We start from the raw sequence: 26,239 nt of genomic DNA on the forward strand, positions 1-26,239 counted from the left end.
ACGCAACGGCGCCCGCGATCTGACCCGCGGCCGCCGCTGCGCGGGCGGTGGGACAAAGCGGGCGGACAGCGCCCCTCCCCTGCTCTGCCAGGCCGGCGGATGGCGGTACGCACAAAACCGCATGACAGCTGCCGGGCAGGTATCGGCAAATTTGCCGTTTACCTGGCGCCAAAATCGTTGTATACTGCTAACTGTGCCTGTTTTTAAAGCAGGCCGGCGCTGGGACAGGTCTTTGAAAGAGCGCCCGACGACGGCGGACAAAATACGACGAAGTAGAAAAGAGGGGAGCGCTTTGCGCTACGATATGACCGAGGGGCCAATGGCCAAAAAGCTGATATTTTTTGCCCTGCCGATGATCTTGGGCGACATTTTGCAGCAGCTTTACAACGTGGCTGACACTGCCATTGTGGGCCGCTTTGTGGGCAAGACCGCGCTGGCGGCAGTGGGGTCGTCTTTTAGCATCATGGCTTTTGCCATATCGGTGGTGACCGGGATGTGCATGGGTGCGGGAGTGGTGTTTGGCCAGTGCTTTGGCGCCCGCGACCCGGGGCGGCTGGCCCGCTCGGCCAAGTTCTCGTTTTTTCTGATCCTGGGGGTGACGGTGGGGCTGTCGGTGCTGGCGGTGGTGTTTTGCCCGCAGATCTTGCACCTGTTTCAGATGCCGCAGGACACCCGGCCTATTGCCCAGAGCTATTTGCAGATCACCTTTGGCGGGCTGCTGTTCACTTTTTTATACAACTATTGCGCCTGCCTGCTGCGCTCGGTGGGCAACTCGCGGGCGCCGCTGTACTTTTTGGCGGCGGCCGGGGCCATCAACGTGCTGCTGGACCTGCTGTTCGTAGCCCATTTTGGCATGGGCGCCGCCGGGGCGGCCTGGGCCACTGTGATCGCCCAGTTCTGTTCGGCGGTGGGGTGCTGCCTGTACTGCTACCGGCAGCAGGTGATACCCAAAGGCGAGGTGTATGACAGCGGCGCGCCGGTGGGCGGCACCGTGCTCTCGAACAGCTTGCTGACGGCGCTGCAGCAGTCGGTGCTCAATTTTGGCATGGTGCTGGTGCAGGGGCTGGTGAACTCTTACGGGGTGACGGTGATGGCCTCGTTTGCCGCCGCCAGCAAGATCCACTCCTTCGCCTCGCTGCCGGCGACCGATTTTGGCAATGCTTTCTCGACGTTCGTGGCACAAAACAGCGGCGCCAAAAAGCCCCAGCGCATCAAGCAGGGGCTGCGCACCTGTCTTTTTATCCTGCTGGGCTTTTCGCTGGTGGTGGCGGCGGTGATTTTGCTGTTCTCGCGGCAGATGATCGGCATCTTTATCGACGCCGGCGATGTACAGGCCATCTCGATCGGCGCCGACTACCTGCACGTGGAGGCTTACTTTTACTTTTTCATGTGCGTGCAGTGCCTGTTTTACGGCTTTTACCGGGGGCTCTCGATGCAGCGCACCACGGTGGTTCTGTCGGTGGCTTCGCTGGGGACGCGCACGCTGCTCTCGTACCTGCTGGCGGCCACGGCCATGTCGTTTACCGGCATCTACTGGGCGGTGCCCATCGGCTGGATGGTGGCCAACTGCGTGGGCGTGATCATCTACAGGCGATCGCGCTGGGGCGACCGGTTGCTGGCCGGCACCTGACCCGGTAACTACACAGCTTTTACCGGCAAAAAGAGAGGTCCCCGCCTGATCAGGCGGGGACCTCTCTTTTTTAGCGGCTGTTTTTATACGCGCGACTGCCGCTTTAACTTGTTGCGGATAAGGGCCCGCACCGCCACACAGAGGAGCAGCAATACCACGAGGGCAATACCCGTTATTTGAATGCCTGTATACCACGGTGCGGACTGCATGGCATATAGGCCGGGATGCTTTTTGTAGTCTGCAAACCTAAAAGCCGCCCCGCCGATGAATACGCCGGTAGAGCACCCCATGAGCACGCCGATAAGACCGTATATTTTTTTGAGCATCTTCTCTACCTCCGAAGGTATTGACCGGCTGCCCGATACGGATATGCGCTCTTCTCTACGCTTTTGCCCGTACGGGAGCGCGCACCCGGACAGGCGGTGCGGCATGGTGAGAGGGGCGGCGGCTCTTTCGCTTACAGCCGACTCTGGTACTGGCGGGGGGTGAGGCCATAGCGCTCTTTAAAGGCGGCGCAGAAGGCGCGGTAGTCGGGAAAGCCGGCGGCCAGACAGATCTGGAGCAGGCCCTGCTGCCAGCCAGCCATTTGACTGGTGGCCCAGTCGAGGCGCAGATCGCGCAGCTGTTGGCGAAAACCCAGACCCAGACACCGGCGCAGCAGCCGCGAGAGGTGCTCGGCCGAGACGCCCACGTGGCGGGCGGTGCTCTCGAGGGTGATGGGGCTGCGAAAGTGCTGCTGCATGTAGCTGAGGGCAGAACGGCAGTGCTGCAGTGACTTGGATGGGGGCATAGCTGCCTGCGGTGCGGCGTATGTGGACAGCAGGTAGTGAAGCAGACCGTACAGGTGGGCATTTTGCAAGAGCGGCGTGAGGGGCGTCTGCTCCCCGTCGCAGACTTCGAGCAGCTGTTGCAGCAGGGCGGTGAGCCGCTCGCTCTGTACCGGGCCGCTGGGGCCGCCCAGCCGGGCGTATCCGGGCACTGCCTGGGACAGAAAGCTGTGAGGCCACAGCACCGACAGACCGCTGGGGGCGGCCTGCTCGACCGGTTCGAGCCCGTGTATCTCGCCGCCGAAGAGCAGCACCGGGGTACCGGCGGGCAGCAGCACAGTGCGGCCGCCGCAAAAAAAGCGCACCGGGGTGGAGCGGTACCAGAACAGCTCGAGATCGGGGTGCCAATGTATGGGTACCGGGTGCACCCCTTCTTGCCGGTGGCGGTACAGATTGGCGATGAGCTGCTGGGTGGGGCGCACCTGCTCGAAGACCGGCTGCATGTTCTCCCCCCTCTCTAGTATGGTATTCTGTTTTTAGATATACCAGACTTTGCCCGACAGCGCAAGAAAAATATCAAAAATTGCAAACTTTTGTGCAAGTACAGTAATGACAGCCGGGGGCCGGCGGCTGTATGCTGAAAAAAACGCTGTGGGCAGCGGCGGCCGACCGGCCGCCGACTGAAGTGAGGAGGAAGACACATTGAAAAGAAAGATCGAGGCGATCATTGAGCGGATGACGCTGGAGCAAAAGGCCACCCTGTGCACCGGCGCCACCCATTGGCGTACCGCCGCCTTTCCCGAACTGGGGATACCCAGCCTGATCGTGGCCGACGGTACCAGCGGACTGCGGCTGCAGGCCGGCAGCCAGGACAAAGAGGAAAACGACCTGTATGAAAACGTGATGTTTTTTTCGTTTGACAGCCCGGAGGCGATCGCCCGCACGCTGCCCAGCACCTGTTTCCCCGCCGGGTCGGCCATTGCCTGCTCGTGGGACACGGCGCTTATCGAGGAGGTGGGGTCAGCTATTGCCAAGGAGTGCAAGGCCCATGACGTAGGGCTTTTGCTGGGGCCGGGGCTGAACCTGCGCCGGCACCCGCTGGCCGGGCGCGGCTTTGAGTACTACGCCGAGGACCCGGTACTATCGGGCGAGATGGCCGCAGGTATGGTGCGGGGCATCCAGAGCCAAGGAGTGGCGGCCTGCGTAAAACATTTTGCCTGCAACAACGCCGACTACAAGCGCACCTGGATAGACTCGATCGTGGACCCGCGGGCGCTGCACGAGATCTATTTGGCCGGATTTGAGCGGGCCATTAAAAAGGGCCTGCCGCGGGCGGTGATGGGCGCCTACAACAAGGTAAACGGGGTGCAGAGCTGCCAGAATCCCTATCTGCTGACCGATGTGCTGCGGGATGAGTGGAGTTTTGACGGTGTGACCATGAGCGACTGGGTGGCGGTAAAAGACCCGGCCGAGGCCTGCCGGGCCGGACTGGACCTGCAGATGCCCCCCAGCGCCAGCTGTGTGCGGGCCATTGTGGCCGGGGTGCAGGACGGCAGTATACCCGAGAGCCGGGTAGACGACTGCTGCCGGCACCTGATCGAACTGGCGCTGACTTACAGCCAGGAGGGCAAAGAGCACCAGCCGGTAGACTTTGCCGCCCACCACCAGCTGGCCCGCAGAGCCGCCGCCGAATGCGCCGTGCTGCTAAAAAATACCGGTGTGCTGCCGCTGGCAAAAGACACCCGCTCGCTGGCAGTGCTGGGGGCGCTGGCCCAGTACCCGCAGTTTAACGGCACCGGCTGTGCGGCCATGAACCCCCAGTGTTCAGATATCCCGCTGCAGGAGATAAAGGCGCTGGCCCCCGAGGGCTGTGCGGTGACCTACGCCCCCGGCTATACCCGCGACTACCGGCACGACGACGCACTGCTGGCTGAGGCGGTAGCTGCGGCCCGGGACGCGCAGGCAGCGGTGGTGTTTGCCGGCGCCTTTTTGCCGCCGGAGGACGACGACTTTAACCGCCGGACCCTGGACCTGGAGCCGGCCACTGCGGAGCTTATAGAGGAGGTGCTGGCTGTACAGCCAAACACGGTGGTGGTGGTGTACAACGCCGAATCGGTGGCGATGCCGTGGGCCGACCGGGCGGCGGGGATACTGGATCTGTGGTTTTCGGGCGAGGGCTCGGGCCATGCGGCAGCGCAGCTGCTGTGGGGGGAGATAAGCCCCAGCGGCAAGCTGCCGGTGACCATGCCGGTGCGCATAGAGGACACCCCGGCATATCTGAACTTCCCCGGGGAGGGCGACTACCACTACTACTGTGAGGGCATCTACGCCGGTTACCGCTATTACGAGAAAAAGAAGATCGAGCCGCTGTACCCCTTTGGACACGGACTGAGCTACAGCCGCTTTACCTACTCGGCACCGCGGGTATCGGTGCCACAGCTGATGTTGCCGGGACAGGTGACGGTGTACTGCACGGTGCAAAACGACGGCCAGATGCCCGCCGCCGAGGTGGTGCAGCTGTACGTGGCCGACCGCCACGCCAAGCTGGCCCGCCCCGAAAAGGAGCTGAAGGCCTTTACCCGGGTGTATCTGCAGCCCGGCGAGAGCCGTGAGGTGCAGCTGACTTTGGAGACCCGCGACTTTTGCTACTACGACCCGGCCTGCGGCTGGGTGGCGGACAGCGGGGTATTTGAGCTGCTCATCGGCGCCTCCTCGGCGGACATTCGGCTGCGCATAGACCTGCCGGTGATAAGCGACCGCCCGGCACCTTTTGTGATGACCACCGACACCCACTATGTGGACCTGTTTGACGACCCGGTGGCCACCCAGGTGTTTTATGACTACCTGGTGGAGAAGGGACTTTTGCAGCGGGAGCAGATATCTGCGGAGCTGACCGAGCACTTTAAGGTGATCTTTTGGGGCATGGCCCAACACCTGGACGGAGCTACCGGCGACCGCTTTACCCCTGAGATGGCCAGCGAGGTGACCGACCGCATAAACCGGGCGCTGGAGACCCGACAGCAGACGGCGAGATAATCTAACAAAAAGGCAGTGCCAAAGGTGAATACCGGGCACTGCCTTTTTGTCGTTTTACAAAAGCTGTGTAGAAGGTGGGTGCTAAAAGTCGATACCGGCGCAGCGGGCCTGCCGCCCGAGGTCGCGGGTAGCCAGCGTGTAGGCCCGGCCGTCTTTTACAAAATGGGTGCCGCACTGACGGAAGGAAAAATGGGTCTTGGCGGCGGCGCACTGATCGCGCAGCGCCAGCACCCAGTCGTAGTAGAGGGGGCGGGCGCGGGGATCGGACTCGCCGCCGACCACCACTAGCTCGACGCCGGCGAGGTGGGCGGAGATATCTACCGGGCCCAGCAGCGGCTGACAGATGATGTTTTTATGGCAGATGGGCAGCGCGGAAAAGATGGGCAGCCGCAAGTCGGCGGCGGACTGGTCCTCGACCGTGCAGCCCACCGTCACGTTGGGGTAGCCGCTGCCCCAGTCGGGCGGCAGACAGTGGGGCAGCCGCTCGATGCGCTTGGTCAAAAACAGAAAGTGCAGGTCGGGGCGCCGGCGCATCATCTGCCAACAGGCCGGGCGCCAGCCGTCGGCCTCGGGCAGCAAAAAGTCGGAGGAGAAACAGAGGTATACCGTCTGCCCGCCGCGCATCTTGTAGGCGCCGGTGCTTGTCTTTTTCAGGGGGGCATCAAAGCCGCTCTCGCTGCGGCGGATATCGCCGGTGTCTACCCCGCGGCGGGCATCGCCTTTGTGGATATAGCAGTACTTGCAGCCGGCGCTGTGGCGGTGACAGCCGCGCCAGGGGTCCCACTTGGCCATGAACACACCTCCTTTTTAGGGAGCGCGCCCTGAGCGGGGGCCCCCTTTACAGGACCAGTGTACTACACCGGCAGCATGTGGGCCACACCTTATGTGCCGCAAAATGAGAGATGTGCCGCCGGTACCTTTACGGCGCGGCGGCGATGCAGTATGATTAGAGTGGACGACGAGACCATTTGAAATACAGAGAGGTGGCAAAGATATGGGGGCGACCGAGACACTGGTAACCGGGTTGCGGGACAAAGACGCCGTTTACGCCTACAGCTGCTTAAAGCAGCTGCGGCAGCTGAGCGCCGCGGGCGACGAGGTGTATGGTTTTTACGGGGACTTTGTCGAGATGCTGGCAGACCGCAGCGCGTATGTGCGGGTGCGGGGGCTACTGCTGCTGGCCGACAACGCCCGCTGGGACCGGGCGGGAAAGCTGGACGCGGTGCTGGAGCGCTATCTTCTGCACATAACCGACGACAAGCCCACCGCTGCGCGGCAGTGCATTCAGGCGCTGCCGACCGTGGCGGCGGCCAAGCCCCACCTGGCCGGCCGCATTTGTGCGGCGCTGCGGGCGGCCGACTGGCGCCAATACGCCGACAGCATGCAGCCGCTGATCAGAAGAGATATCGCCGCCGCGCTGCAGGCGATCGAGCAGGGCCCGGGGAGCGTATCCCATGGGTAAGCGGGTGCCCGACAGCGAGCGGGACCGGCGGCTGACCGGCGCCGAGCAGCGCCGCTACTAGCAGTTTTTACAGCAGCGGCAGGCGCTGCTGCAGGCCGGATACCGCGAGACCGACCTGACGATATCGGTGGGCTACGCCAACATGATGGCGCTGGTGTTGGGCCTGCCGGTGGTACTGGTGCTGGGGCTGGCCTTTTTGGTGCGGGGGCCGTGGCCGGGCCACTTTGCCCCGCAGGGTCTGTTGGTATTTTTGGCGCTTTTTTTGGTGCTGGTGGTGGTACATGAGCTGATCCACGGCCTGTTTTGGGGCCTGGTGGCTCCGGACCGGTTTAGGGCCATAGAATTTGGGCTGATGGTGCAGTACCTGACCCCGTATTGCTGCTGCAAACAGCCGTTGGGGCGGATGCCGTACGCGGTGGGGGCGCTGATGCCCACCCTGCTTTTGGGCGTGCTGCCGGCGGCGATGGCGGTGGTGACCGGGTGGCTGCCGCTGTTTTTGATGGGGGCACTGATGATCCTGGCCGGGGGCGGAGACCTGTGTATTTTGCTGGAGCTGTGGCGCTACCGACCGCAGACGGCCGACGCGGTGTATCTGGACCATCCCTACCTGTGTGGGTTGGTGGCGTTTGAGCGGCTGTAGCGGCGACAAAAGGGACCGGCAGAAAACTACCGGTCCCTTTTTTGCACATCAGGGGCAGATAGCGGCGCCGGTGGCCCGGCGGGAGCATTTTTTAACAGCTGTTCTACCGCCCGGGGGCGGTGAGCAGCGAGGCGAGCAGCTCGGCGCAGCGCGCCTCGCCCAGTGTGCCGCTGTCGAGCGACAGGTGGTAGTTTTGGCAGCGGCCCCAGTCGCGCCCGGTAAAGTACTTGTAGTTGGCCCGGCGGCGGCCGTCTTTATCGGCCAGGCGCTGCTGAGGGGACTTCTCCCCCTCCCCATACAGGCGCAGTATGCGCTGGGCGCGGTACTGCTGGCTGGCGTGGATGAAGGTGTGCAGGCAGTCGTCCCGGTCTTTTAAGATAAAGTCGCTGCAGCAGCCGACGATGACACAGGGGCCGTGATCGGCCAGATTGGCAATGACCTGATGCTGGATGACCCAGAGAAAATCGGTGGTGCTGAGGCCATCCATCGCGTCGGCGCGGCCCAGTGCCTCGGGCCGGCCAAGCGCCTTGAAGATGTAGGAGAGCGTGGTCTTGCCGGGGGCGTATTCGCCGTTTTCGGCCACGAACTGCTCGTCGAACCCGGTTTTTTGGGCCACCTGCCGGATGACCTCTTTGTCGTAGTAGGGGATGTGCAGCTGCTCGGCCACGGCGCGGCCGATACTGCGGCCGCCGCTGCCGAATTCGCGGCTGACGGTGAGGATGTGTTTATCCATTATGGGCGCTCCTTTCGAGTGAGCATTTTCAGGGTATAGGCGATGACTGCCGCCGAGATCACAAATGTGAGCAGATCGGATACCGGCATGGACCAGAGCACGCCGTCGAGGCCCCACCAGACCGGCAGCAGCACCGCGAAGCCGACGCCGAACACCACCTCGCGCACCATGGACAGCAGTGTGGAGAGCAGCGCCTTGCCCAGTGATTGCAGATAGATGAAGGTGGCCTTATTGACACAGGCCAGCACCATCATACACAGGTAGATGCGAAAGGACTTGACGGCAAAGGCGGTGTAGTAGCTGCTCTCGCCGGCGGCGCCGAATGCGGCGATGAGCTGCCGGGGAAAGAGCTCCACGACCATAGTGGCCAGCGCGCCCAGAATGGCCTCGGCGGCCAGCAGGCGGCCAAAGAGCGCGCGGGCCCGGTCGCGCCGGCCGGCGCCGATGTTGTAGCCGACGATGGGGATACAGCCGGCGGCCATGCCCACCGCCGCCGAGATGACGATCTGGAAAAACTTCATGACGATGCCCACCACGGCCATGGGGATCTGGGCGTAGGGGGCCTGGCTGAACACCGGGTCGCGCGCGCCGTACCTGGTCATCATGTTGTTGATGGCGGCCATGGCCGCCACCAGCGATATTTGCGATAGAAAGCTGCAGACGCCCAGCGGCAGATACCCCGCCATCAACTTGGGACGCAGCGCAAAGCTCTGCCGCTGCAGCTTGACTGTGCGCATGTGGCACAGGTACCACACCGCCAGACCGGCGGTGAGCATTTGCCCCAGCACGGTGGCCACGGCGGCGCCCATCATGCCCAGGCGAAAGCCGAAGATGAACAGCGGATCGAGCACGATGTTGACCGCCGCCCCGGCCAGTGTAGAGACCATGGCGAATTTGGGGCTGCCGTCGGAGCGGATGATGGGGTTCATAGCTTGACCGAACATGTAAAACGGCAGGCCGGCGGTGATGTAGGTGAAGTACTCTTTGGCGCAGCTATAGGTCTGGCGGTTGACCTGGCCGCCAAAGGCGGTGAGGAGCTGGCGGGAAAAGGCGAAGTAGACGGCGGTGAGCGCCAGGCTACAGAGCACACAGAGCACCACGGCGCTGCCGATGCTGCGGTGGGCGCGCTCTTTTTGCCCGGCGCCGAGACTGATGCTGACAAAGGCACAGCAGCCGTCGCCGATCATGACTGCCAGTGCCAGCGCCACCACAGTGAGGGGAAACACTACCGTATTGGCGGCGTTGCCGTATGAGCCCAGATAACTGGCGTTGGCGATGAAGATCTGGTCGACGATGTTGTAGAGTGCCGCCACCAGCAGCGAGATGATGCACGGCACGGCGTACCGGCACATGAGGCGGCTGATCTTCTCGGTCTCTAAAAAGGTATTGGATCTCTCTTGCATATATGCGGGTGACCTCCTCTGTCACAAAAAAACAGCGCGCGGCCGGGAGCTGGATTTACGCCGCTTCCTGGCTACACACTGTTTTACCTGCCCGTCCCGGGGGAATTTTTCAGGCCGGAACTCTTTAATTGTCGCCGCCGGCTGCCGGCAAAAGGCGCCCCGGCCGGTAAACAGGCGGGGCGAGACCTCTCCCCTTTTTAGAGATGTGCGGAGACTGGCGGGCGCAGCCGGTACGGATGGGGCCGACTGAGCGCAAAAAAACAGCGTGCGGCCCCAACTGGACTTATGCCGTTAGGCCACACGCTGTATATTGAGTATACCTTTTTTGCCGCGGCCGGCAAAGGCTATGTTGCACAAAGATGGCCCTCTATACAGGCCGGCAGCTGCCGCATTTTGCGCAGGAGACCGCCGCTATCGGGGGCGCTGCTTTGCCGCGGTTGGCCGCCCTATTTTGAACGCGGCCGACAACTGATCGCGTGTTTCTGGAGTCATTGAGATCGTGCCGGGCGCACGCCCGGCTCCTATCGTTGCAGGAAACATGCGGCTCGGGTGCATAGTTCCCGCAATGTGGGGGATCGCAAAGAGGGGGATGTCAGAGCAAGGCGAACGCAGTGAGTCCGCCGCTGCTGGCTGCCCGCTTTTGAACATGGTAAACAACTACCCACGTGCCACTGGACCCGTTAAAATCCCGTCGGGCACACGCCCGGCTCCTATCATGGAGGTAACAATGCAGCTCGGGCGCGTTGTTGCCTCCATGCGGGGGGATCGCAAAGAGGGGGATGTCAGAGCAAGGCGAACGCAGTGAGTCCGCCGCGGCTGGCTGTCCTCTTTTGAGCACGGTAAACAACTACCCACGTGCCACTGGACCCGTTAAAATTCCGCCGGGCGCACGCCCGGCTCCTATCATGGAGGTAACAATGCGGCTTGGGCGCGTTGTTACCTCCATGCGGGAGAATGCAAAGAGGGGGGTGTCAGAGCAAGGCGAACGCAGTGAGTCCGCCGCGATTGACACCCCCCTTTTGAACGCAACCCACAAATGTATCTCACTTCACCCGCACATACACCACGCGGCTGGAGCCGTCGGAATTGCGGATGGGGTTGAGCTCGAGGATGTTGAGCGATTTTAAAAACGGGGTGAGTTTTTTGTGACCGAAGTTGCGCACGTCGAAATCGGGGTAGCGCTTGCTGAGCAGGTTGCCGATATCGCCGGCAGAGGCCCAGCCGTCCTCGTCGGAGATCTCTTCGATGATGAGGCGGATGGCCTTTTTGATGGTGGTGAGCTTGGTCATCTCTTTGGCCACGGTAGCCGCATGGGTCTTGCCGCCGGTCTTGGCGGCGACGGTATCGGTGGCGGCGTCGGATTTGGCCAGGATCTCGAGATAGCGAAACTTATTGCAGGCCGAGATAAAGGGCTGCGGCGTTTTCTTTTCGCCCATGCCCACCACCATCATGCCCGACTCGCGCAGGCGGGTGGCCAGCCGGGTGAAGTCGCTGTCGGACGAGACGATGCAGAAACCGTCGACATTGCCGGAGTAGAGGATATCCATGGCGTCGATGATCATGGCCGAGTCGGTGGCGTTTTTGCCGGTGGTGTAGCTGTACTGCTGGATGGGGACGATGGAGTTATCCAGCAGCACCGTTTTCCAGTTGCCCAGGCTGGGGCTGGTCCAGTCGCCGTAGATGCGCTTGTAGGTGGCCACCCCGTCGGTGGATATCTCGTCTAAAATGTACTTGATGTACTTGCCCGACACGTTGTCCGCGTCGATGAGCACTGCAAACCTGTTTTCCAGTTCCATATGTCACTCTCCGCCCCGTATGGGGGTTATTTTTCCAGTGCGCATTCCGCTGCCCGCCGGGCCAGCAGCCGGTCCTCGCACTTTACATTGATGGTGAGCGCCACCGCCATGACGATGATGCCCACAAAGATAGCTGTGTACACGAATTGAGTGGAGGTGGCCGCCACCAGTGAGCCGAACAGCGGCTGGAACAGCGACCCGCCCAGAGCGCCGGAGAAGGTCATCACCGAGAAGGTAGCCCCCGAAAACTGCGGGAACTGCCGCACACCGGCTCCCAGCAGCGTGGGATAAGCCGGTGCAAAACCGAGACCGACGATGCCGATGCCCACCAGCTTGATCACCGGTGAGGGGGCCAATGCGGTGAGGCCCATACCCACCGCCGCGATGCCCAGCGAGAGACACAGCGCCTCGCGCTCGCGTTTAATAAAGCTGCCGACCACCCGGCCGGCAATGCTGACCAGCCAGTAGGCCGAGATGGCATAGGTGCCCAGCTCGGAGGCGCCCAGCTCGTCGAAGTAGTTGACGGCCCAGTAGGTGATGCCGCTCTCGAAGCCCAGGTAGCACAGCATCACCAACATGTATACCACCAGCGTGGGCGAGCGCAGCAGCTTTAAAAAGACCAGCTTTTCGCCCTTGGCGGCCGGGCTGACCTGGTTGGTGATATTTTTGCGGGTGAACACCAGCGTAGTGGAACAGACGAACGCCGCCACGATGACGATGTAGGCGTTTTTCCAGGCGAAGGGCTGGCCCAGGAAGAACTGGCCCACCAGGATGGGGCTGACCACCGCGCCCAGCGAGTAGATGGCCTGGGCGATACACATGTAGCGGTTTGAATTTTCGGGGTTGGCGTCGGTAAAGGCGGCGTAGATGGTGCTCTCGAAAGCGCCTACCCCGCAGCCGTATAGGAAGTAGCCCACTGTGACCACCGTCACCGAGGGGGCCAGCGCCACCGTGAGCGCACCGGTAGAGACCGCCAGGCCGGTGATGAGCACCACCCGCTTTTTGCCGATCTTTTCGCTGAGCTCGCCGAAAATGACCACCATGAGAAAGCTGCCGGTGTACAGCGCGCCGATGACGGTGCCCATGACCGTGCTGGAGGCGCCAAAGTCGGCGCAGATCTTACCCACCATGGCCTGATGGGCGGCCAGACAGCTGCCGGACACGAAAGAGGCCAGGTAGATGATGGCGTTGAAGAGTTTTTTGTTGCTCGCTAATTTTGTAGACAAAACGTTCCCTCACTTTTTTGATCATGTACAGAAGAGGGGCTCTCCCCCGTCCCGTAAATAGAGTGGATCCTACATCCGTCCCAATTTACCAGCACAATCAAAAAGCGGTCTGCTTTTTCGCAAAGTGAAAGTATTGTCGGCAAATCACTGTGCGCGCCGCCTGCGCGCGGGTCACTGTATAAAAGGCGGTAAGGCGCCACCCGGCACAGCAGATGGCATGTATAAGCATAATTTTAGCAAAAATACCGGCAAGATGCAAGGCAAAGGCAGCGCCCGCCAGAGAGCGGGCGCTGCCGGGTATGTTTTGCCGCCGGCACGCGGGCCGGACATTTGCGCGGCGAACTAAAACTTGGACACTTCCTCGAGCAGATCGTGTTTGATCTGCCACAGTTTGGGCGAGAGGTCTACATAATAGCGGTGGGGGTACTCGAACCGCTTGACTTCATCCCACAAATTGTCGACCTGCTGGAGACAGTAGGCCTGTATCTCTTTTAGGGGCAGCGGCTGGTGCAGCGACTTGCCGCCCCTGAACACCTGGTGCAGGATGGGCTCGGCGTACACGCCGGTGAGGTGCTTTTTCTTCCAGGTGGCGTTGGGGTCGAAGATGGTGATGCCGTCGCGCACATTGATCTGCTCGTCGTGGCAGGTGACATAGTCGGCGATGGGCTGGTGGGTGTCGCAGTCGTACAGGCGGTAGACCATCTTAAAGCCGGGGTTGGTGATCTTCTCTACCGTTTCACTGATCTTGATCTTGGGGATGTAGGTATCCCCTTCTTGCAGCGCCACCAGCTTGTACACCCCGCCGAACACCGGATCGGACTTGCTGGTGATGAGGTTTTCGCCCACGCCGAAGGAGTTGATCTTGGCACCCTGTGTGAGCAGGTCGCGGATGATGTACTCGTCCAGCGAGTTGGAGGCCACGATGCCCACGTCGGCAAAGCCGGCGGCGTCGAGCATTTTGCGCGCCTTTTTAGAGAGGTAGGCGATATCGCCCGAGTCGATGCGGATGCCTTTGGGGCGATGGCCCTGGGGGACGATGACTTCGTTAAACACCTTGATGGCGTTGGGGATACCGGATTTTAGCACGTTGTAAGTGTCTACCAGCAGCGTGCAGCTGTCGGGGTAGATCTCGGCGTACTTTTTAAAGGCCTCGTACTCGGAGTCGAACATCTGCACCCAGCTGTGGGCCATCGTGCCCACCGCCGGTATCTGGTAGTCGCGGTCGGCGATCGCGCAGGCGGTGGCGTCGCAGCCGCCGATGTAGGCCGCCCGGGCCCCCAGGATGGCGCCGTCGTAGCTCTGGGCGCGGCGGGAGCCGAATTCCATAACGCTGCGGCCGTCGGCGGCGCGCACCACCCGGTTGGCCTTGGTGGCCAAGAGCGACTGGTGGTTGATGGTGAGCAGCACCATCGTCTCGACCAGCTGAGCCTGGATGATGGGGCCGCGCACGATGACCACCGGCTCGCCGGGGAAGATGGGGGTCCCCTCTTTGGCGGCCCACACGTCACAGGCAAAATCAAAATCGAGCAGATACTGCAAGAACTCCTCGCAGAACAGGCCCTTGGTGCGCAGGTAGTCGATATCCTGCTGGGTGAACTTGAGCTCGCTGAGATAGTCTACCAGCTGCTGCAGGCCGGCAAAGATGGCGAAACCGCCGCCGTCGGGTATCTTGCGAAAGAACATATCGAACACGCCGACTTTGTTCTGCATGTGGTTCTCTAAAAAGCCGTTGGACATGGTCAGCTCGTAAAAGTCGGTGAGCATGCTCAGGTTGCGGTGCTGATCTCTGATAACTTCCATAAAGAAAACTCCCTGCTAATGGCCCGGCGGCAAAGCTGCCCCGGCCGGGCCTACGGGGCCGCTGCCGCGCCGACTGCGGCGGGCGGGCCACATTTTTAACGCGCACGGCGCACCACTGCTGCCCTACCAGGCGACCCCGGCAGCGGTTTATCCGTTTGCTATTGTATACAAAAAGTATACCACTTTTTTATACAAAAGAAAAGAGCGGCCCTGATCGGGGCCGCCCAGTGGGCTACATTTGATCGAGATACCCCTGCACCTTTTGCACGAAAGCGGGGAACGCCCCCGCATTGCGCATGATCTCGGGGCAGTTTTTGCTGATAAAGTCGCCGTGCTGCTTGATATGGTCGGTCCCCAATTTATAGTAGTGCAGCAGGTAGGCGGTGAGCTTGGCGGCGTTGTCGACCGCCTGATCGTAATTGCCATCTTCGTTGATGCAGATCTCGATGCCGATACCGTTCAGGTTACCGCCGTTTTTGGTGAGCTTATCGCCGGCATGCCAGGCGACCTCGTTATCGGGCAGATGGTGGTAGATCTCGCTCTCGTCGACGGTGTAGTGCCAGGAGAGACTGTCGGTCTGGGCCTTTTTGTGTATGTAGGTGTTGTGGGCAGCGGCGTTGGAGCCGGCGGCGGGGTTGCCGGTCTCGTGGATGACCACCCACTTGACCTGACGCTGGATGCCCGGGCGGCCCTCGATCCCCTCGGGCAGGTAATCGGTGTGTACCGGGACGCCCAATACCTCATCGGGTTGGCTGGGCTCTTTATTTTTGCCGTTATAGCGCCACCAGCTGACCCCGGCCATGGCCGCCACCAGCACTACCAATATGAGCGCCAGCAGTGTGCGGCGGCCGGCCGGCGTGTGAAAAAAGTTTTTGCCCGGGCGGCGTTTGCCCGGGCGCGGTGGGCGGCGGCCAGCAGCGCTGCGGGGCCGGGTGCGCGGCCGGGGCTTTGCAGCGGGAGAGCGGCGGCGGGGCTTGGGCAGAGTAAAGAGTATCGTCAAAGGTAGATCCCTCACTTTTTATGGTTTGACAGCTGGTTTGGCAGCTGCTCCAGGGCCGGTTTAAGGCCGGGAGGTTGTCCCCCCTATAACATAGTATAGCGGTGGCGGTGACAAAATGCCATGAAGAAACCCTTAATTTTCGACGCGTTTTGCACCGGCGGGCAGCTTTAAAGCAGTTGGCGGCGGTTTGCCAGGTGATCTGAACGCCCCAGAGCCGTGGGCTGGAAACCGGGGGTACCTAACGCTCTGATACCGCCCGAGCCGCCGGTAAACTGCCCAATGTTTGCCCGCTCGGATTGTACAGGCCGCAGAAAAAGCGAGCGCCTCTTTACCCGGTGCTTTGCAGCAGGTACAATAGATTTGGATATGTGTGACGGTAAAAAACTGTACACCTGTGATGAGAAAGGACTTGCTGTTATGGAGAAGACCAAGATCATTTTAGACGTGGACACCGGGTCGGATGACGCTGTAGCCATTATGACCGCTCTGCTCTCGCCCGAGCTGGAGGTGCTGGGCATCTGCACGGTAAACGGAAACCGCTGCATTGAGATGACCACCGAGAACACGCTGCGGGTGGTGGAATACCTGGGCAGCGACGTGCCGGTGTTTAAGGGCTGTGCCATGCCGCTGGTGAGCAGTCTGCAGCCGGGCCGCCGCCCCCATATGCCGTTTATCGGCCAGGAGGACCCGGAGGAGAACGTGCACAGCGACTATCTGGACTACCTGCCGCCGGCCACCATCAAACCGCAGAAGCAAAATGCTATCACCTGGCTGATCGACACACTGATGGCCTCGGACGGTGACATTACGCTGGTGCCGGTGGGCCCGCTGACCAACCTGGCCGTGGCGCTGCGCATTGAGCCGGCCATCGCCGACAAGATCAAGGAGATCGTGATCATGGGCGGCGCGTACGAGTACGGCAACATCACCGCCACCTCGGAATTTAATATCTGGATCGATCCGGAGGCGGCCAAGATCGTGATGGACTGTGGGGCCAAGATCACGCTCATCCCGCTGGACGCCACCCACCGGGCCTGCATCTCGCTGGCGGAGTGTGACGAGCTGGACGCAATGGGCACCAAGGCGGCGCTGGCCACCTCGGAATTTGCCCGCTATCGCATCAAGGGCTACCGGGTGTTCCAGCCCATGGAGCAGGACGATTGGGGCCCCATCCACGATGCGCTGGCAGTGGCCGCCATCATCGATCCCACCGTGCTCAAAGACGTGCGCCAGCTGCATGTGGACGTAGATTTTTCGGGTGGGTCTGCTGACGGCATGACCGTTTGCGACGTGAACTTCCGCGACAAAAAAGCGGTGCGCAACGCCGCGGTGGCGCTGAACGCCGATCGGGAAAAATTTGTGGGCATCATCAAGGCGGCGATGGCCAGGTCGGAAAGAGCATAGCTTTTCGCGCAAATGGCCAGTGGGGCTTGGTGAAAAATGGGTTATCTCTGGTCCCCAATGAGCAGCGCAAAAAGGGCAAGAACCGCTCTCGGAGCACAGCTCCTCGCGCCGCATGCGCGGCGGCGCTGTTCTTGCGGTAGGAGAAAGACTTTTGTAGAGCCCATGCGCAAAAGGTCAGTTGGGCTTGGTGAAAAATGGGTTATCTCTGGTCCCCAATGAGCAGCGCAAAAAGGGCAAGAACCACTCTCGGAGCGCTGCTCCTCGCGCCGCATGCGCGGCGGCGCTGTTCTTGCGGTAGGAGAGAGACTTTTGTAGAGCCCATGCGCAAATAGTCAGTTGGGCTTGGTCAAAAGTGGTCTATCTCTGGTCCCCACCAGGTAGCGCAAAAAGGGCAAGAACCACTCTCGGAGCGCTGCTCCTCGCGCCGCATGCGCGGCGGCGCTGTTCTTGCGGTGAGAGAGAGACTTTTGTAGAGCCCATGCGCAAAAGGTCAGTGGGGCTTGGTCAAAAATGGTCTATCTCTGGTCCCCACTGAGCAGCGCAAAAAGGGCAAGAACCACTCTCGGAGCGCTGCTCCTCGCGCCGCATACGCGGCGGCGCTGTTCTTGCGGTGAGAGGAGAACGCTAGGAGCCGGAGCAGGACAAATAAGAAAAAAGCAGGACAGTTTAAGACTGTCCTGCTTTTTTCTATGGCTGTTGGGACGGGGCAAAAGGCCTGATAAAAGATACCGGTAAAAAGTGTTTCCAGCCCACTATATCGGAGAAGATAGGGGGCGTCAAGGCAGTGGGGACATTCTTGTGTCAGCTGCCAAAGGCGCCGGTATGCCTTTGGCTGTTTTGCGCCTTTACGCCTTGAGGGCAATCGTCTATACTGAAACCAGGCGCCGCCGACAGAGAGCCTTGGGGGCGGTGCGGGACAGAAACGTTTGACACAGAGAGGAGCAGGGATATGTCGACACCAAAGGTCTGCCTGTGTACCCCGCAGCGGTATGCACCGAACTGGGAGGCGCAGCTCGCCGCCTGCCGGGACGCTTGCCGCGAACAGGGTTTTTTGCTGTTGGAGGCACCGCTGGGCGGCACTGACAACAGCGCGGATTTTACCGCCCTGATGGACGCCGTGCGCGGCTGCGATCTGCTGATCGCCGATATGAATAACTTCAGGGGCTGGGAGCCCGATTCGGGCGCCTGTTTTGCGCTGGGCGCCGGGTATGTGTGGGGCAAAAAGATCTACCTCTACCTGGACGATCTGCGCAGCTGCGTGGAGAAATTCACCGAGGAGAAATACCCCGACCAGGACCGGGAGCAGATGGACATAACCGACCCCCAGAACCAGAAAAAAGGCACTGTTTCGAAAGGATGGCGCGACCGGGACGGTATCGTTTTGGAAAACGGGCCGCTGAACCTGATGATGTCGGCCCACGGCATTATGGTGCAGGGCGGATTTGCCGATGCACTGCGGCGGGCCAAACAAGACCTAGAGGGGGTGCGGTAGATGTTTATTGACAAAAACGGGATCGTGCGCCGGCCGGTAGCCTATTTGGCGGGGCCGGATATGTTTTGGCCGGACGGTATGGAGATCGGCGCCGGGTATGTTGAGATGAGCCACCGCTACGGCATCGACGGCATTTTTCCGCCCGACCCGGCCCGCGAGGACCAGTACCGCGAGTACACGCCGCAAGACAACTCGCAAGAGGAGCTGGAAAAAAAGATCTTTACCCACGACATGAACCAGATCTACCGCTCGGACATGATCATTGCCAACCTGAACGACTTTCGGCGCGGGCAGGAGCCGGACTCGGGCACTGCTTTTGAGTGCGGGGCAGCCTGGGCGCTGGGCCTGCGCTGCTACGCCTTTTTGACAGATATCCGGCCCCTGGTCGAGCGCTTTTCGGCCGCTAAGCACCGCAGTGCCGAGGGGCGTTGGGCAGATGAAAACTGCTATGTGATCGAGGACCGCGGGCTGCCGCTGAACCTGTACTTTGGCGTGCCGTTTACGGTAGTACAGGGCAACATGGAAGACGCCATGAAACGCGCGCGGGCCGATTTTGACCGGGAGCTCGTCGCGGCCGGCCACCGCGCGTTTGATCCAGAGCAGATCTAGCAAATGGGCATATCGGGCCGTCGATACAGCGTGCCCAGCAGTGTGGCGACCCGCACCGCTTGCCGTCCTGTACTGCTTTTAGAAAAGAGTGACGGCGTTTAGGCATGGACCACCACAGCGACGTCTATGGCGGGACTGCGCCTGGGGGATATTTTGCTGCGATGTGTCGGGCCAGTCGAGCTGAAAGTATAGTCTGGCACTGCAGGCTATTTAATTCGATAGGGGCAAAACGAACGGCAGGGCACCCGCGATCTGTCATGTCTTTTCGTATAGGCACCACCGATCAGGAGCGGCTAGAAGTTTTTTCGACCCATCACCGCGCTTTTAAGGCCAAAAAACTGTCCAAAAAGAGCACACCGCCAGGCAGCGATAGCATCCACAGTAGAATGGATAACTGCGGTATAAAGGTACCGATCGGCCCGGGCAAAACGGCCGGGACCGGTTTTGAATATGCTCTGTGCTGCATGTTGCGTGCTGTGTTCTGTATGCTGTGTGCTGTGTGCTGTGAAATCCGCCTTGATAAAGAGGATGCACTTCAGCGCGCGTACGGCGAAATAAGTCAAGGCGCCCAGAGCCCCTCGGCCGAGGGGCTACCCGTGGGCGACCAAACCGGACCTGGCAGTGGACAAATTCGGCCTGGGCTAAGCTAGGCTGGGCTGGGCTCTTTATTGTAACGTTTAAAAGCGGCCAAACAGGTGTTTTGCCGCGCGAAGGTGCTGCTGTTTTCGTGAACAGCAGCACCTTCGCACTTTTTATACAGTACATAGGCACCATTTAAATACGCTTTTGGGCGGGCGATCATGTCGGGGACAGCAGCTCGATCACCGCTATTTCGGGCCGGTTTAGAAAGCGTATGGGGACTGGGTAGTTGCCCAGACCACTGGAGATAAACAGATCTGTATTGCCCTGCCGGTACAGGCCCTTGGTGTAGCGCACCGAGTCGGGGCCGGCGATCTCGGGGAACCAGATGCCCTGATTTTGCAGGGCGCCGACGCCGGGCAGCCGCACCTGTCCGCCGTGGGAGTCGCCGCACAGGGCCAGGTCGACGCCGAACTCGGCAAAAGCGGCCAGGTTTTGGCTGTGGGCCAGCAGGATGGTATAGCAGCCGGTATCCAGCGTGAAGGCATTGTGCAGATCGAAGGTGGCGGAGTAGTACTGATTGTTGATACCGTACAGGCACAGGCGGGTACTACCCACAGTGACGATGCACTGCTCGTAATCCATCACCTGCACGCCGCTCTCCTGCAGTTCCACGGCAAAACCGCCGTCGTCATCGTGCTCGCCGTTGACAAAGTACACCGGCCAGCTCTGGGCCAGGCGGGTGAGCAGATCCAGCGCCACCTGGCGGCCCTGCTCGTCGCCGCTGGTGTACATGTCGCCGGTACAGACCACCAGGTCGGGCTCGGCCCGGCGCACCTTTTGGACCAGGCGGTCGTTATCGGCGCCAAAGCGGGAGCCGTGCAAGTCGGTCAGCTGCACGATGCGCACCGGATCGGCTATCTTGCCGCTGTACAGCTGTACCTCGGTGGTCTTTAGCCAAAAGGTGCCGCCGTACCACACCGCCACAGCCAACACCAGCAGTGCTGCCGCTGCGAGCCAACGGCGGCGCCTCTTCTTTTTGGGGTGGGGCATGTCTGTCTCCTCCTTCCCATTAGCGCCAGCGCACGCCTTGGCGCTCGAAATAATCCATCGCCGGGTTGTTTTTTCGCAGATAACTGCCGACCGGCCGGCCGTGGGCCACGCTGACAAACACACCGTACTGCTGACTGCCGCGGCGGGCGGTGAACAGGTACAGGCCCAGTGCCTCGTCTTGTTTTCCTGTGGTCTGTTGCCCGCCGGTATAGTCTACCTGGTCGGCCAGCGCGGCCATACAGTGGGTGCCAAATTGCAAGTTGCGGTAGCCCTGCGCGGCCAGCAGGGCCCGGGCGCCGGGCAGGGTGGTGGGCCGCAGTACGGCAAAGTAGAGGCCGGTACTGAGCAGCAGCCCCAAAAAGGAGGCGACAGCCACTGCCGACAGCTTGTTGACCGGATGGCGGCGCTGGTACAGCATAAGGCCACCCAGCCCCAAAAGCACCCCAAAATACTGCCAACAGCGCAGCAGATAGCGATCTTGCAGCAAAAACACCGCGACGAGCACCGTGAGGGCTGCCAGCAGCAACCCATTTAAAAGATCTGTTTTGCGGCGGGGCTTGGCCGGGGGCTGGCGGCGGTCGGCCAGCAGCCAACAGCAGCCGTACAGCGGCGGCAGCAGTGCGACCAGGCCAAAGCCTGTTTTGAGCCCGCCGCCAAAGCCGTACACCTGCAGCACGTAGAGCGAGACAGCAGAGAGCAGGTAGAGTGCGACAGCGGCAGCCAGCGCGCCGTAGCGGCGCCAAAAACACTGCGGTGCGCCCGCGGCGGTACCGCCGCGCTCTTTTTCTGTACTCATGGTTGTGCCCCTCCCCTATCGCCCGCCCGTTACCGCCCGCTGAAAACCAGCCGGCAGAGCGGCGGATACTCTAGTTATATCGGCCCGGGCGGACCGCTATTCTTAAATAGTATACCGCCCAGCGGGACGGCTGTCTACGCACCGGGGGCGGCGGCACTGGAAAAAGACGGCAAAGGCTGCTATAATAGGCGTTATCTACCCGGGCGCGCCGCACAGGCGGTACCGCCCGCATACAAAAAGAGGTGTATGGGACTTGACTGATTTTTTGATCCGGCACTTTGTGCCCCAGAGCGAAGATACCCAGGACCACCGGGTGCGCACCCGCTATGGAGCGCTCTCGGGCGGGGTGGGCATTGGCGTGAATGTGCTGCTGTTTGCCGGCAAGCTGCTGGCCGGCCTGCTCTCGGGCAGTGTGGCCATCATGGCCGACGCCATCAACAACCTGTCGGATGCGGGGAGCTCGGTCATCTCGCTGCTGGGCTTTAAGCTGGCCGAAAAACCCGCCGACAAGGACCACCCGTTCGGCCACGGCCGCACCGAGTACGTGGCCGGGCTGATCGTGGCGTTTTTGATCATGCTGTTGGGTGTGCAGCTGGGGATGAGCAGCTTGCAGAAGGTGTTGCACCCCGAGCCGGTAAATGCCGGTTGGCTGGCGGTGGGCATTTTGTTTTTCTCTATCCTGATGAAGCTGTGGCTGTTTCGCTTCAACCGCCAGGTGGGGCGGCGCATCCAGTCGCCGGCGATCTTGGCCACGGCGCAGGACAGCCTAAACGATGTAGTTGCCACGGCGGCGGTGCTGGTGGCCACGGTGGTATCGGCCCTGACGCCGCTGGAGCTGGACGGCTGGATGGGCCTTTTGGTGGCCGCTTTTATCCTGTACTCGGGCATTGGGGTGGTGAAAGACACCCTGGACCCGCTGCTGGGGCAGGCCCCGGACACGGCGCTGGTAAACGATATCTCTCGCACGATACTGGGCTATGAGGGGGTGCTGGGGCTGCACGACCTGGTGGTGCACAACTACGGGCCGGGGCGCATTTTCGCCTCGGTACATGTGGAGGTATCGTCTTCGGTGGACATACTGGTCAGCCACGACCGCATCGACAACATTGAGCGCGACTTTGCGCAGAAAAAAGGGATCTTCCTCGTAGCGCATCTCGACCCTCTGGTGGTCAACGACGCGCGCATCAACGCGCTGCGCCAGCTGGTATTAGAGAGCGCCCGCCAGGTGTATGCCGCCTGCAGCGTACACGACTTTCGCGCGGTGCTGGGCGAGAGCCATTCGAACCTGATCTTTGACGTGGCGGTGCCCATCGACTGCCCGCTGCAAAATACCGAGCTGTGCCACCAGATCGAGGAGCAGGTGCAAAAGACCGACCCGCACCTGTACTGTGTGATCACGGTGGACCGCGGTTACCAGACCGATTACGGCGCCGGCTGCTAGCGCGCCGACAAAAACAGGGAGGGACGCGACCGGCCATGCCGGACCGCGCCCCTCCCCTTTTTTATAAAATGGGCGGTGTATCACGCCTTTTCGTCTTCTTCTAGATTGTCCAGTGCGTACTGCAGGCACTGGATGACCAGCTGATTGAGCGACAGCTTGTTTTTGGCCGCCAGATCGCTGAGCCTGCTGACCATATCGGTGGGCAGGCGGAAGGTCTTGCTCTCGGAGTCATAACCCTTTTGTATCTTTAACATCGCGGCACACCTCCTGGTCCTAGTATGCACGAACAATTTATTTTAATATAGAATTATTTTGCAATCTATTTTAATTGCAAAATAATTGCTATCGTGTTACACTGTACCTGTTCGCAAAAACTGTCGAAATGCAGGAGGAGGCGCGTCTACGGTGGGCAGAAAATGGGTGTGGGCGATATGTGTGGTGCTGCTGTTGTGTTGGCAGCAGGCCGCGCCTGTCCCGGTACCGACCACTGCGCACCGGGCCCCCACCCCGGCTATGAGCGCGGTGACGGTGGCAAAACACCCGCCGAATGAGCGCGCCGCCACCGACTGCCGCCGCCAGATGACCTGCGGCGCGCCGGGAACACCAGACGCGCTGCGTGCCTGCCGCCAGATCATTTGGGAGGTGCTACGGGTATTTTGGGCGCTGCTGTACCCGCTGCCCACAGCACTGCTGGACCTCACCTGCTGGTAGCAGCCGGCACTTTAGCACCGACTGCCAAATGGGGCGCCGCCTGCCCGGTCAAATATGTTTTTTTTCTCTCTTGATAAAAAGACAGAGCCTGCCGAGTGGCGGGCTCTGTCTTTTTATTTACAGGATAGATGTTTGGGGCGGGGCGATTATGTATCGGCAGCCAGCTGGATGGCACCGCCGCTGTACACCGGCACAGCCGCGGTGCTGTCGATCTGCTGGCAGTAGGCCAGATCGCCGGTGAGACCGTGGCTGCGCATCGTATTATAGTGGGCGGTTTGGCAGAGCAGCGCATCGATATCGGCGCTGTAGGCCACGAACATCTTTTGCGCCATATACGCGGCATCGTCGGGGTGAAAGCGCCCACCCATACGGGAGAGCGCGTGCAGCACACCGCCGGCGGTGATCACGTCTTCCAGCGAGAACTTGCCCCGGGTGCCGGCGCAGATAAAGGAGATATCGGCGCTGCCGCCCAGCAATTTTTGCGCCACTGCCGTGCAGTTATTGAGGCAGGCCAAAAACACCCGACCGGCACGGACGGCTTTGAGGGCGGCCTTGGTGCCGTTGGTGGTGGAGAGCACCAGCACCTTGCCGCCCACTACCGCCGGCGTGTACTCCAGCGGGGAGTTGCCGCAGTCGTAACCGGGGATGATCTGGGTGTGGCGCTCACCGCCCAGCAGCACCGGGGTGCCGGGATCTTTGGTGAGCAGCTGTTGTTTGAGGGCCAGCCCGTCGGGTGTGTGCATGACCGGCAGCACTTTGAGACAGCCGTTTTGCAGGGCGGCGGTGATGGTGGTGGTGGCGCGAAAGGTGTCGATGACTACCGCCCACTGGCCGGTGACCGCAGCGGGGTCGACCCAGTCGTGCTGCGTATAAAGGGTAACTTGTCGCATAGATGTTCCTCGCAGATATGAGCTCTGTTACAGATCTAAAAATACCGGCCGGCGGCCGCGAAAATAGCAGTAGGCAGTAAAGCCGGCCTGCCGCAACAGCTGCGCCCCGGCCGCCAGCTGACGGCCGATATCGGCGCTGTGATGCGCGTCGGAGCCCAGCGTGACGATGCGACCGCCCAGCTGGTAAAAACGCCTGAGATAGCCGACGGTGGGAAACGGCTTGCCGTAGGACTGATACAGCCCGGAGACATTGAGCTCCAGCCCGCGCCCGTTTTTTATGAGCACCGCAAATATTTCATCGATCTGGCGGTCAAAAGCCAACAGGTCGAGTGCGGCGGCCGTTTGCGGTGAGGCGTAGCGCAGCGGATAGGTGAGGTGGGCCAGCACGTCGAAGCAGTCTAGCTGCACCACCTGCAGCAGCTCGCCGAAATAGGTGCGCAGGATCTGGGCAAAGCGGCGGGGACCGGTAGCGGGGTCGAACATTCCCTTTTTCGCCGGCGAGCCGTGCATAGAGCCCAGCACAAAATCGTACGGGGCGGCGGCGATGATCTGCCGGGCCAGCACCGGGTCGGCCTGGGGATAGGCGAGCTCGATGCCCTGCGTGAGCACCAGCTGCCCCGCCCACTGCGGCCGCAGCGCCGCCAGCTGCTGCCGGCCGCTCTGCAGCCGCTGGAGCCAGACTGCGTCGAAACAGTTGACCTCGCAGTGGTCGGTGGTGCAGAGGCCCAAAAGCCCCTGTTTGGCGGCGGCCGCCAGATTTTCCTGCAGCGGCGTGTCGCAGTCGTGGGAGTAGACCGAGTGGGTATGGCTGTCAAACAGGGCAGCCATCAGATATCTACATAGCGGGGCTTGCGCTCGACAAAGTAGCAGTAGTGGTCAAAGCCCGCCGCTTTTAAGATGGCCACCCCGTCGGCGAAGTTGGCGCCCACGTGCTGGGGGAAATGGGCGTCGGAGCCGATGGTGACGATCTCGCCGCCCAGATCGTGAAAGCGCTTTAGGTACTCGCCGGTGGGAAACGGCTTGCCGTAGGGCTGGCGCAGGCCGGAGACGTTTATCTCTATCCCTTTACCGTTTTGGATGAGGGTCCTGAAGATCTCGTCGGTGATGTCGTCGTATTTGTGCAGGTCCATCCCGGCAAGCCGCTCGGCCCCGGCGTAGCGCAGGGGGTAGGTGATGTGGGCCAGGATATCGAGCTTATTGATCTGGGCGGTCTCGAGCAGCTCGTGGTAGTACTTTTCCAGCAGCGGCTCGAACTCAATGGTGGAGAAGTCGATGACGCTGAAATCGGGCTGGTTGTCGGCTCTGTGCATCGAGCCGATCATGAAATCGCCCTCGAACGAGCCGTAGATGCGCGCCACGATGGCCGGGTCGAAATTCTGCTGGGCCAGCTCCATGCCGTAACAGAGCAGCAGGCGGCCTCTGTACTCCTCCCGCAGCTGCTGGACCTCCTGCCGGCAGGCGGCCATACGGGCCTCCTGCTCCGGCCGGTCGTGGTTGCAGTCGCAGTGGTCGGTGACGCAAAAGCCGTCGATACCGTGGGCGATGGCATACTCGCACATCTCGCGCAGGTCGGTATCGGCGTCGGGCGAATACTGGGAATGGGTGTGGCTGTCAAATACAAAGGGTCTCATGGTCGCTCCTCCTCATCGGTAGTTTACCTCTCCCCGCCATTATACACCTTGAGCGGCAAAAGAAAAAGACCGGGAACGGCAAAAAAGGCGGCCGGCGGGGGTCGACAGCGAACACCCGCGGCCGCCGGGATACCGGCAAG

Annotated in this window: 24 protein-coding genes; 9 read left to right on the top strand and 15 right to left on the bottom strand. The window is 61.2% G+C overall.

The features are described 5' to 3' along the window. Nucleotides 1–292 precede the first annotated feature (292 nt). Nucleotides 293–1,630 (top strand): MATE family efflux transporter, encoded by a 1,338-nt coding sequence (locus tag H8K20_RS06690; RefSeq protein WP_178089644.1) that lies wholly within the window; start codon nucleotides 293–295, stop codon nucleotides 1,628–1,630. Nucleotides 1,631–1,713: 83 nt separating this feature from the next. Here the strand turns inward: H8K20_RS06690 and H8K20_RS06695 are convergent, their stop codons facing one another. Further along, the gene (locus H8K20_RS06695) at nucleotides 1,714–1,956 is read right to left on the bottom strand and encodes a hypothetical protein (protein WP_186487866.1); all 243 of its coding nucleotides are present in this window, start codon (nucleotides 1,954–1,956) and stop codon (nucleotides 1,714–1,716) included. Between the two features lie 131 nt (nucleotides 1,957–2,087). Further along, nucleotides 2,088–2,900 carry a helix-turn-helix transcriptional regulator gene (locus H8K20_RS06700; protein ID WP_105205600.1) on the bottom strand — a complete coding sequence of 271 codons (813 nt, stop codon included), beginning with the start codon at nucleotides 2,898–2,900 and terminating at the stop codon, nucleotides 2,088–2,090. Between the two features lie 199 nt (nucleotides 2,901–3,099). On the opposite strand from H8K20_RS06700, the gene H8K20_RS06705 reads away from it, so the two are divergent. Then, nucleotides 3,100–5,433, top strand: a complete 2,334-nt coding sequence (locus H8K20_RS06705) for a beta-glucosidase (RefSeq protein WP_186487867.1) — start codon at nucleotides 3,100–3,102, stop codon at nucleotides 5,431–5,433. An 81-nt stretch (nucleotides 5,434–5,514) separates the two neighbouring features. On the opposite strand, the gene H8K20_RS06710 is transcribed toward H8K20_RS06705, so the two are convergent. After that, complete coding sequence (locus tag H8K20_RS06710; RefSeq protein ID WP_186487868.1) at nucleotides 5,515–6,225, bottom strand: DUF5131 family protein; 711 nt, start codon at nucleotides 6,223–6,225, stop codon at nucleotides 5,515–5,517. A 202-nt stretch (nucleotides 6,226–6,427) separates the two neighbouring features. On the opposite strand from H8K20_RS06710, the gene H8K20_RS06715 reads away from it, so the two are divergent. Next, nucleotides 6,428–6,895 carry a SufBD protein gene (locus H8K20_RS06715; protein WP_105205597.1) on the top strand — a complete coding sequence of 156 codons (468 nt, stop codon included), beginning with the start codon at nucleotides 6,428–6,430 and terminating at the stop codon, nucleotides 6,893–6,895. Between the two features lie 127 nt (nucleotides 6,896–7,022). Then, complete coding sequence (locus H8K20_RS06720) at nucleotides 7,023–7,535, top strand: metalloprotease family protein (RefSeq protein ID WP_186487869.1); 513 nt, start codon at nucleotides 7,023–7,025, stop codon at nucleotides 7,533–7,535. 103 nt (nucleotides 7,536–7,638) lie between these two features. On the opposite strand, the gene H8K20_RS06725 is transcribed toward H8K20_RS06720, so the two are convergent. From H8K20_RS06725 to H8K20_RS06750, 6 genes are all read right to left on the bottom strand, one after another. After that, on the bottom strand, nucleotides 7,639–8,268 hold the full coding sequence (locus tag H8K20_RS06725) for a cytidylate kinase-like family protein (RefSeq protein ID WP_186487870.1): 630 nt from the start codon (nucleotides 8,266–8,268) through the stop codon (nucleotides 7,639–7,641). Continuing rightward, the gene (locus H8K20_RS06730) at nucleotides 8,268–9,671 is read right to left on the bottom strand and encodes an MATE family efflux transporter (RefSeq protein ID WP_186487871.1); all 1,404 of its coding nucleotides are present in this window, start codon (nucleotides 9,669–9,671) and stop codon (nucleotides 8,268–8,270) included. The genes H8K20_RS06725 and H8K20_RS06730 overlap by 1 nt, the downstream gene beginning before the upstream one ends. Before the next feature lie 1,043 nt (nucleotides 9,672–10,714). After that, entirely contained in the window at nucleotides 10,715–11,467 is a 753-nt protein-coding gene (locus H8K20_RS06735) for an NYN domain-containing protein (RefSeq protein WP_105205593.1), read from the bottom strand. A gap of 26 nt (nucleotides 11,468–11,493) precedes the next feature. After that, nucleotides 11,494–12,693: an MFS transporter gene (locus H8K20_RS06740; RefSeq protein WP_105205592.1), complete on the bottom strand. Its 1,200-nt coding sequence runs from the start codon at nucleotides 12,691–12,693 to the stop codon at nucleotides 11,494–11,496. Between the two features lie 342 nt (nucleotides 12,694–13,035). Next, the gene (locus H8K20_RS06745; protein ID WP_186487872.1) at nucleotides 13,036–14,493 is read right to left on the bottom strand and encodes a nicotinate phosphoribosyltransferase; all 1,458 of its coding nucleotides are present in this window, start codon (nucleotides 14,491–14,493) and stop codon (nucleotides 13,036–13,038) included. A gap of 232 nt (nucleotides 14,494–14,725) precedes the next feature. Beyond that, the gene (locus tag H8K20_RS06750; protein WP_154865258.1) at nucleotides 14,726–15,493 is read right to left on the bottom strand and encodes a peptidoglycan recognition protein family protein; all 768 of its coding nucleotides are present in this window, start codon (nucleotides 15,491–15,493) and stop codon (nucleotides 14,726–14,728) included. Between the two features lie 417 nt (nucleotides 15,494–15,910). On the opposite strand from H8K20_RS06750, the gene H8K20_RS06755 reads away from it, so the two are divergent. The 3 genes from H8K20_RS06755 to H8K20_RS06765 all read left to right on the top strand — a co-directional run bounded on the left by H8K20_RS06755 (nucleotide 15,911) and on the right by H8K20_RS06765 (nucleotide 18,998). Next, on the top strand, nucleotides 15,911–16,897 hold the full coding sequence (locus H8K20_RS06755; RefSeq protein WP_186487873.1) for a nucleoside hydrolase: 987 nt from the start codon (nucleotides 15,911–15,913) through the stop codon (nucleotides 16,895–16,897). 949 nt (nucleotides 16,898–17,846) lie between these two features. Beyond that, complete coding sequence (locus H8K20_RS06760; RefSeq protein ID WP_105205589.1) at nucleotides 17,847–18,389, top strand: nucleoside 2-deoxyribosyltransferase; 543 nt, start codon at nucleotides 17,847–17,849, stop codon at nucleotides 18,387–18,389. Beyond that, nucleotides 18,390–18,998, top strand: coding sequence for a nucleoside 2-deoxyribosyltransferase (locus tag H8K20_RS06765; protein WP_186487874.1), 609 nt, complete (start codon nucleotides 18,390–18,392; stop codon nucleotides 18,996–18,998). Between the two features lie 798 nt (nucleotides 18,999–19,796). Here H8K20_RS06765 and H8K20_RS06770 read toward each other — a convergent pair. After that, a complete protein-coding gene (locus H8K20_RS06770) occupies nucleotides 19,797–20,630 on the bottom strand; it encodes a metallophosphoesterase (RefSeq protein WP_186487875.1) in 834 nt (277 codons plus the stop codon). 19 nt (nucleotides 20,631–20,649) lie between these two features. Beyond that, entirely contained in the window at nucleotides 20,650–21,426 is a 777-nt protein-coding gene (locus H8K20_RS06775; RefSeq protein ID WP_186487876.1) for a hypothetical protein, read from the bottom strand. A gap of 253 nt (nucleotides 21,427–21,679) precedes the next feature. Here H8K20_RS06775 and H8K20_RS06780 point away from each other — a divergent pair, with 253 nt between their 5' ends. Then, entirely contained in the window at nucleotides 21,680–22,867 is a 1,188-nt protein-coding gene (locus tag H8K20_RS06780; protein ID WP_186487877.1) for a cation diffusion facilitator family transporter, read from the top strand. A gap of 80 nt (nucleotides 22,868–22,947) precedes the next feature. Here H8K20_RS06780 and H8K20_RS06785 read toward each other — a convergent pair whose 3' ends face one another. Further along, a complete protein-coding gene (locus tag H8K20_RS06785; RefSeq protein ID WP_129589449.1) occupies nucleotides 22,948–23,121 on the bottom strand; it encodes a toxin-antitoxin system HicB family antitoxin in 174 nt (57 codons plus the stop codon). A gap of 151 nt (nucleotides 23,122–23,272) precedes the next feature. Between H8K20_RS06785 and H8K20_RS06790 the strand changes: the two genes are divergently transcribed. After that, nucleotides 23,273–23,578 (top strand): hypothetical protein, encoded by a 306-nt coding sequence (locus H8K20_RS06790; RefSeq protein WP_186487878.1) that lies wholly within the window; start codon nucleotides 23,273–23,275, stop codon nucleotides 23,576–23,578. 146 nt (nucleotides 23,579–23,724) lie between these two features. On the opposite strand, the gene H8K20_RS06795 is transcribed toward H8K20_RS06790, so the two are convergent. The 3 genes from H8K20_RS06795 to H8K20_RS06805 are packed head-to-tail and all read right to left on the bottom strand — an operon-like array spanning nucleotide 23,725 to nucleotide 26,099. Then, nucleotides 23,725–24,468 carry a 2-phosphosulfolactate phosphatase gene (locus tag H8K20_RS06795; protein WP_186487879.1) on the bottom strand — a complete coding sequence of 248 codons (744 nt, stop codon included), beginning with the start codon at nucleotides 24,466–24,468 and terminating at the stop codon, nucleotides 23,725–23,727. Nucleotides 24,469–24,495: 27 nt separating this feature from the next. Then, nucleotides 24,496–25,296: a PHP domain-containing protein gene (locus tag H8K20_RS06800; RefSeq protein ID WP_186487880.1), complete on the bottom strand. Its 801-nt coding sequence runs from the start codon at nucleotides 25,294–25,296 to the stop codon at nucleotides 24,496–24,498. Then, entirely contained in the window at nucleotides 25,296–26,099 is an 804-nt protein-coding gene (locus tag H8K20_RS06805; RefSeq protein ID WP_186487881.1) for a histidinol-phosphatase HisJ family protein, read from the bottom strand. The genes H8K20_RS06800 and H8K20_RS06805 overlap by 1 nt, the downstream gene beginning before the upstream one ends. Between the last annotated feature and the right edge of the window lie 140 nt (nucleotides 26,100–26,239).

It is taken from the genome of Neobittarella massiliensis (ex Bilen et al. 2018), from assembly GCF_014269355.1.
GTDB lineage: Bacteria > Bacillota > Clostridia > Oscillospirales > Ruminococcaceae > Neobittarella > Neobittarella massiliensis.

Bases quoted from the DNA above. Each gene is read 5' to 3' on its own strand.
- H8K20_RS06695 (WP_186487866.1), bottom strand. From the start codon at position 1,956: ATGCTCAAAAAAATATACGGTCTTATCGGCGTGCTCATGGGGTGCTCT.
- H8K20_RS06700 (WP_105205600.1), bottom strand. From the start codon at position 2,900: ATGCAGCCGGTCTTCGAGCAGGTGCGCCCCACCCAGCAGCTCATCGCC.
- H8K20_RS06710 (WP_186487868.1), bottom strand. From the start codon at position 6,225: ATGGCCAAGTGGGACCCCTGGCGCGGCTGTCACCGCCACAGCGCCGGC.
- H8K20_RS06715 (WP_105205597.1), top strand. From the start codon at position 6,428: ATGGGGGCGACCGAGACACTGGTAACCGGGTTGCGGGACAAAGACGCC.
- H8K20_RS06725 (WP_186487870.1), bottom strand. From the start codon at position 8,268: ATGGATAAACACATCCTCACCGTCAGCCGCGAATTCGGCAGCGGCGGC.
- H8K20_RS06730 (WP_186487871.1), bottom strand. From the start codon at position 9,671: ATGCAAGAGAGATCCAATACCTTTTTAGAGACCGAGAAGATCAGCCGC.
- H8K20_RS06735 (WP_105205593.1), bottom strand. From the start codon at position 11,467: ATGGAACTGGAAAACAGGTTTGCAGTGCTCATCGACGCGGACAACGTG.
- H8K20_RS06745 (WP_186487872.1), bottom strand. From the start codon at position 14,493: ATGGAAGTTATCAGAGATCAGCACCGCAACCTGAGCATGCTCACCGAC.
- H8K20_RS06755 (WP_186487873.1), top strand. From the start codon at position 15,911: ATGGAGAAGACCAAGATCATTTTAGACGTGGACACCGGGTCGGATGAC.
- H8K20_RS06760 (WP_105205589.1), top strand. From the start codon at position 17,847: ATGTCGACACCAAAGGTCTGCCTGTGTACCCCGCAGCGGTATGCACCG.
- H8K20_RS06765 (WP_186487874.1), top strand. From the start codon at position 18,390: ATGTTTATTGACAAAAACGGGATCGTGCGCCGGCCGGTAGCCTATTTG.
- H8K20_RS06770 (WP_186487875.1), bottom strand. From the start codon at position 20,630: ATGCCCCACCCCAAAAAGAAGAGGCGCCGCCGTTGGCTCGCAGCGGCA.
- H8K20_RS06775 (WP_186487876.1), bottom strand. From the start codon at position 21,426: ATGAGTACAGAAAAAGAGCGCGGCGGTACCGCCGCGGGCGCACCGCAG.
- H8K20_RS06785 (WP_129589449.1), bottom strand. From the start codon at position 23,121: ATGTTAAAGATACAAAAGGGTTATGACTCCGAGAGCAAGACCTTCCGC.
- H8K20_RS06795 (WP_186487879.1), bottom strand. From the start codon at position 24,468: ATGCGACAAGTTACCCTTTATACGCAGCACGACTGGGTCGACCCCGCT.
- H8K20_RS06800 (WP_186487880.1), bottom strand. From the start codon at position 25,296: ATGGCTGCCCTGTTTGACAGCCATACCCACTCGGTCTACTCCCACGAC.
- H8K20_RS06805 (WP_186487881.1), bottom strand. From the start codon at position 26,099: ATGAGACCCTTTGTATTTGACAGCCACACCCATTCCCAGTATTCGCCC.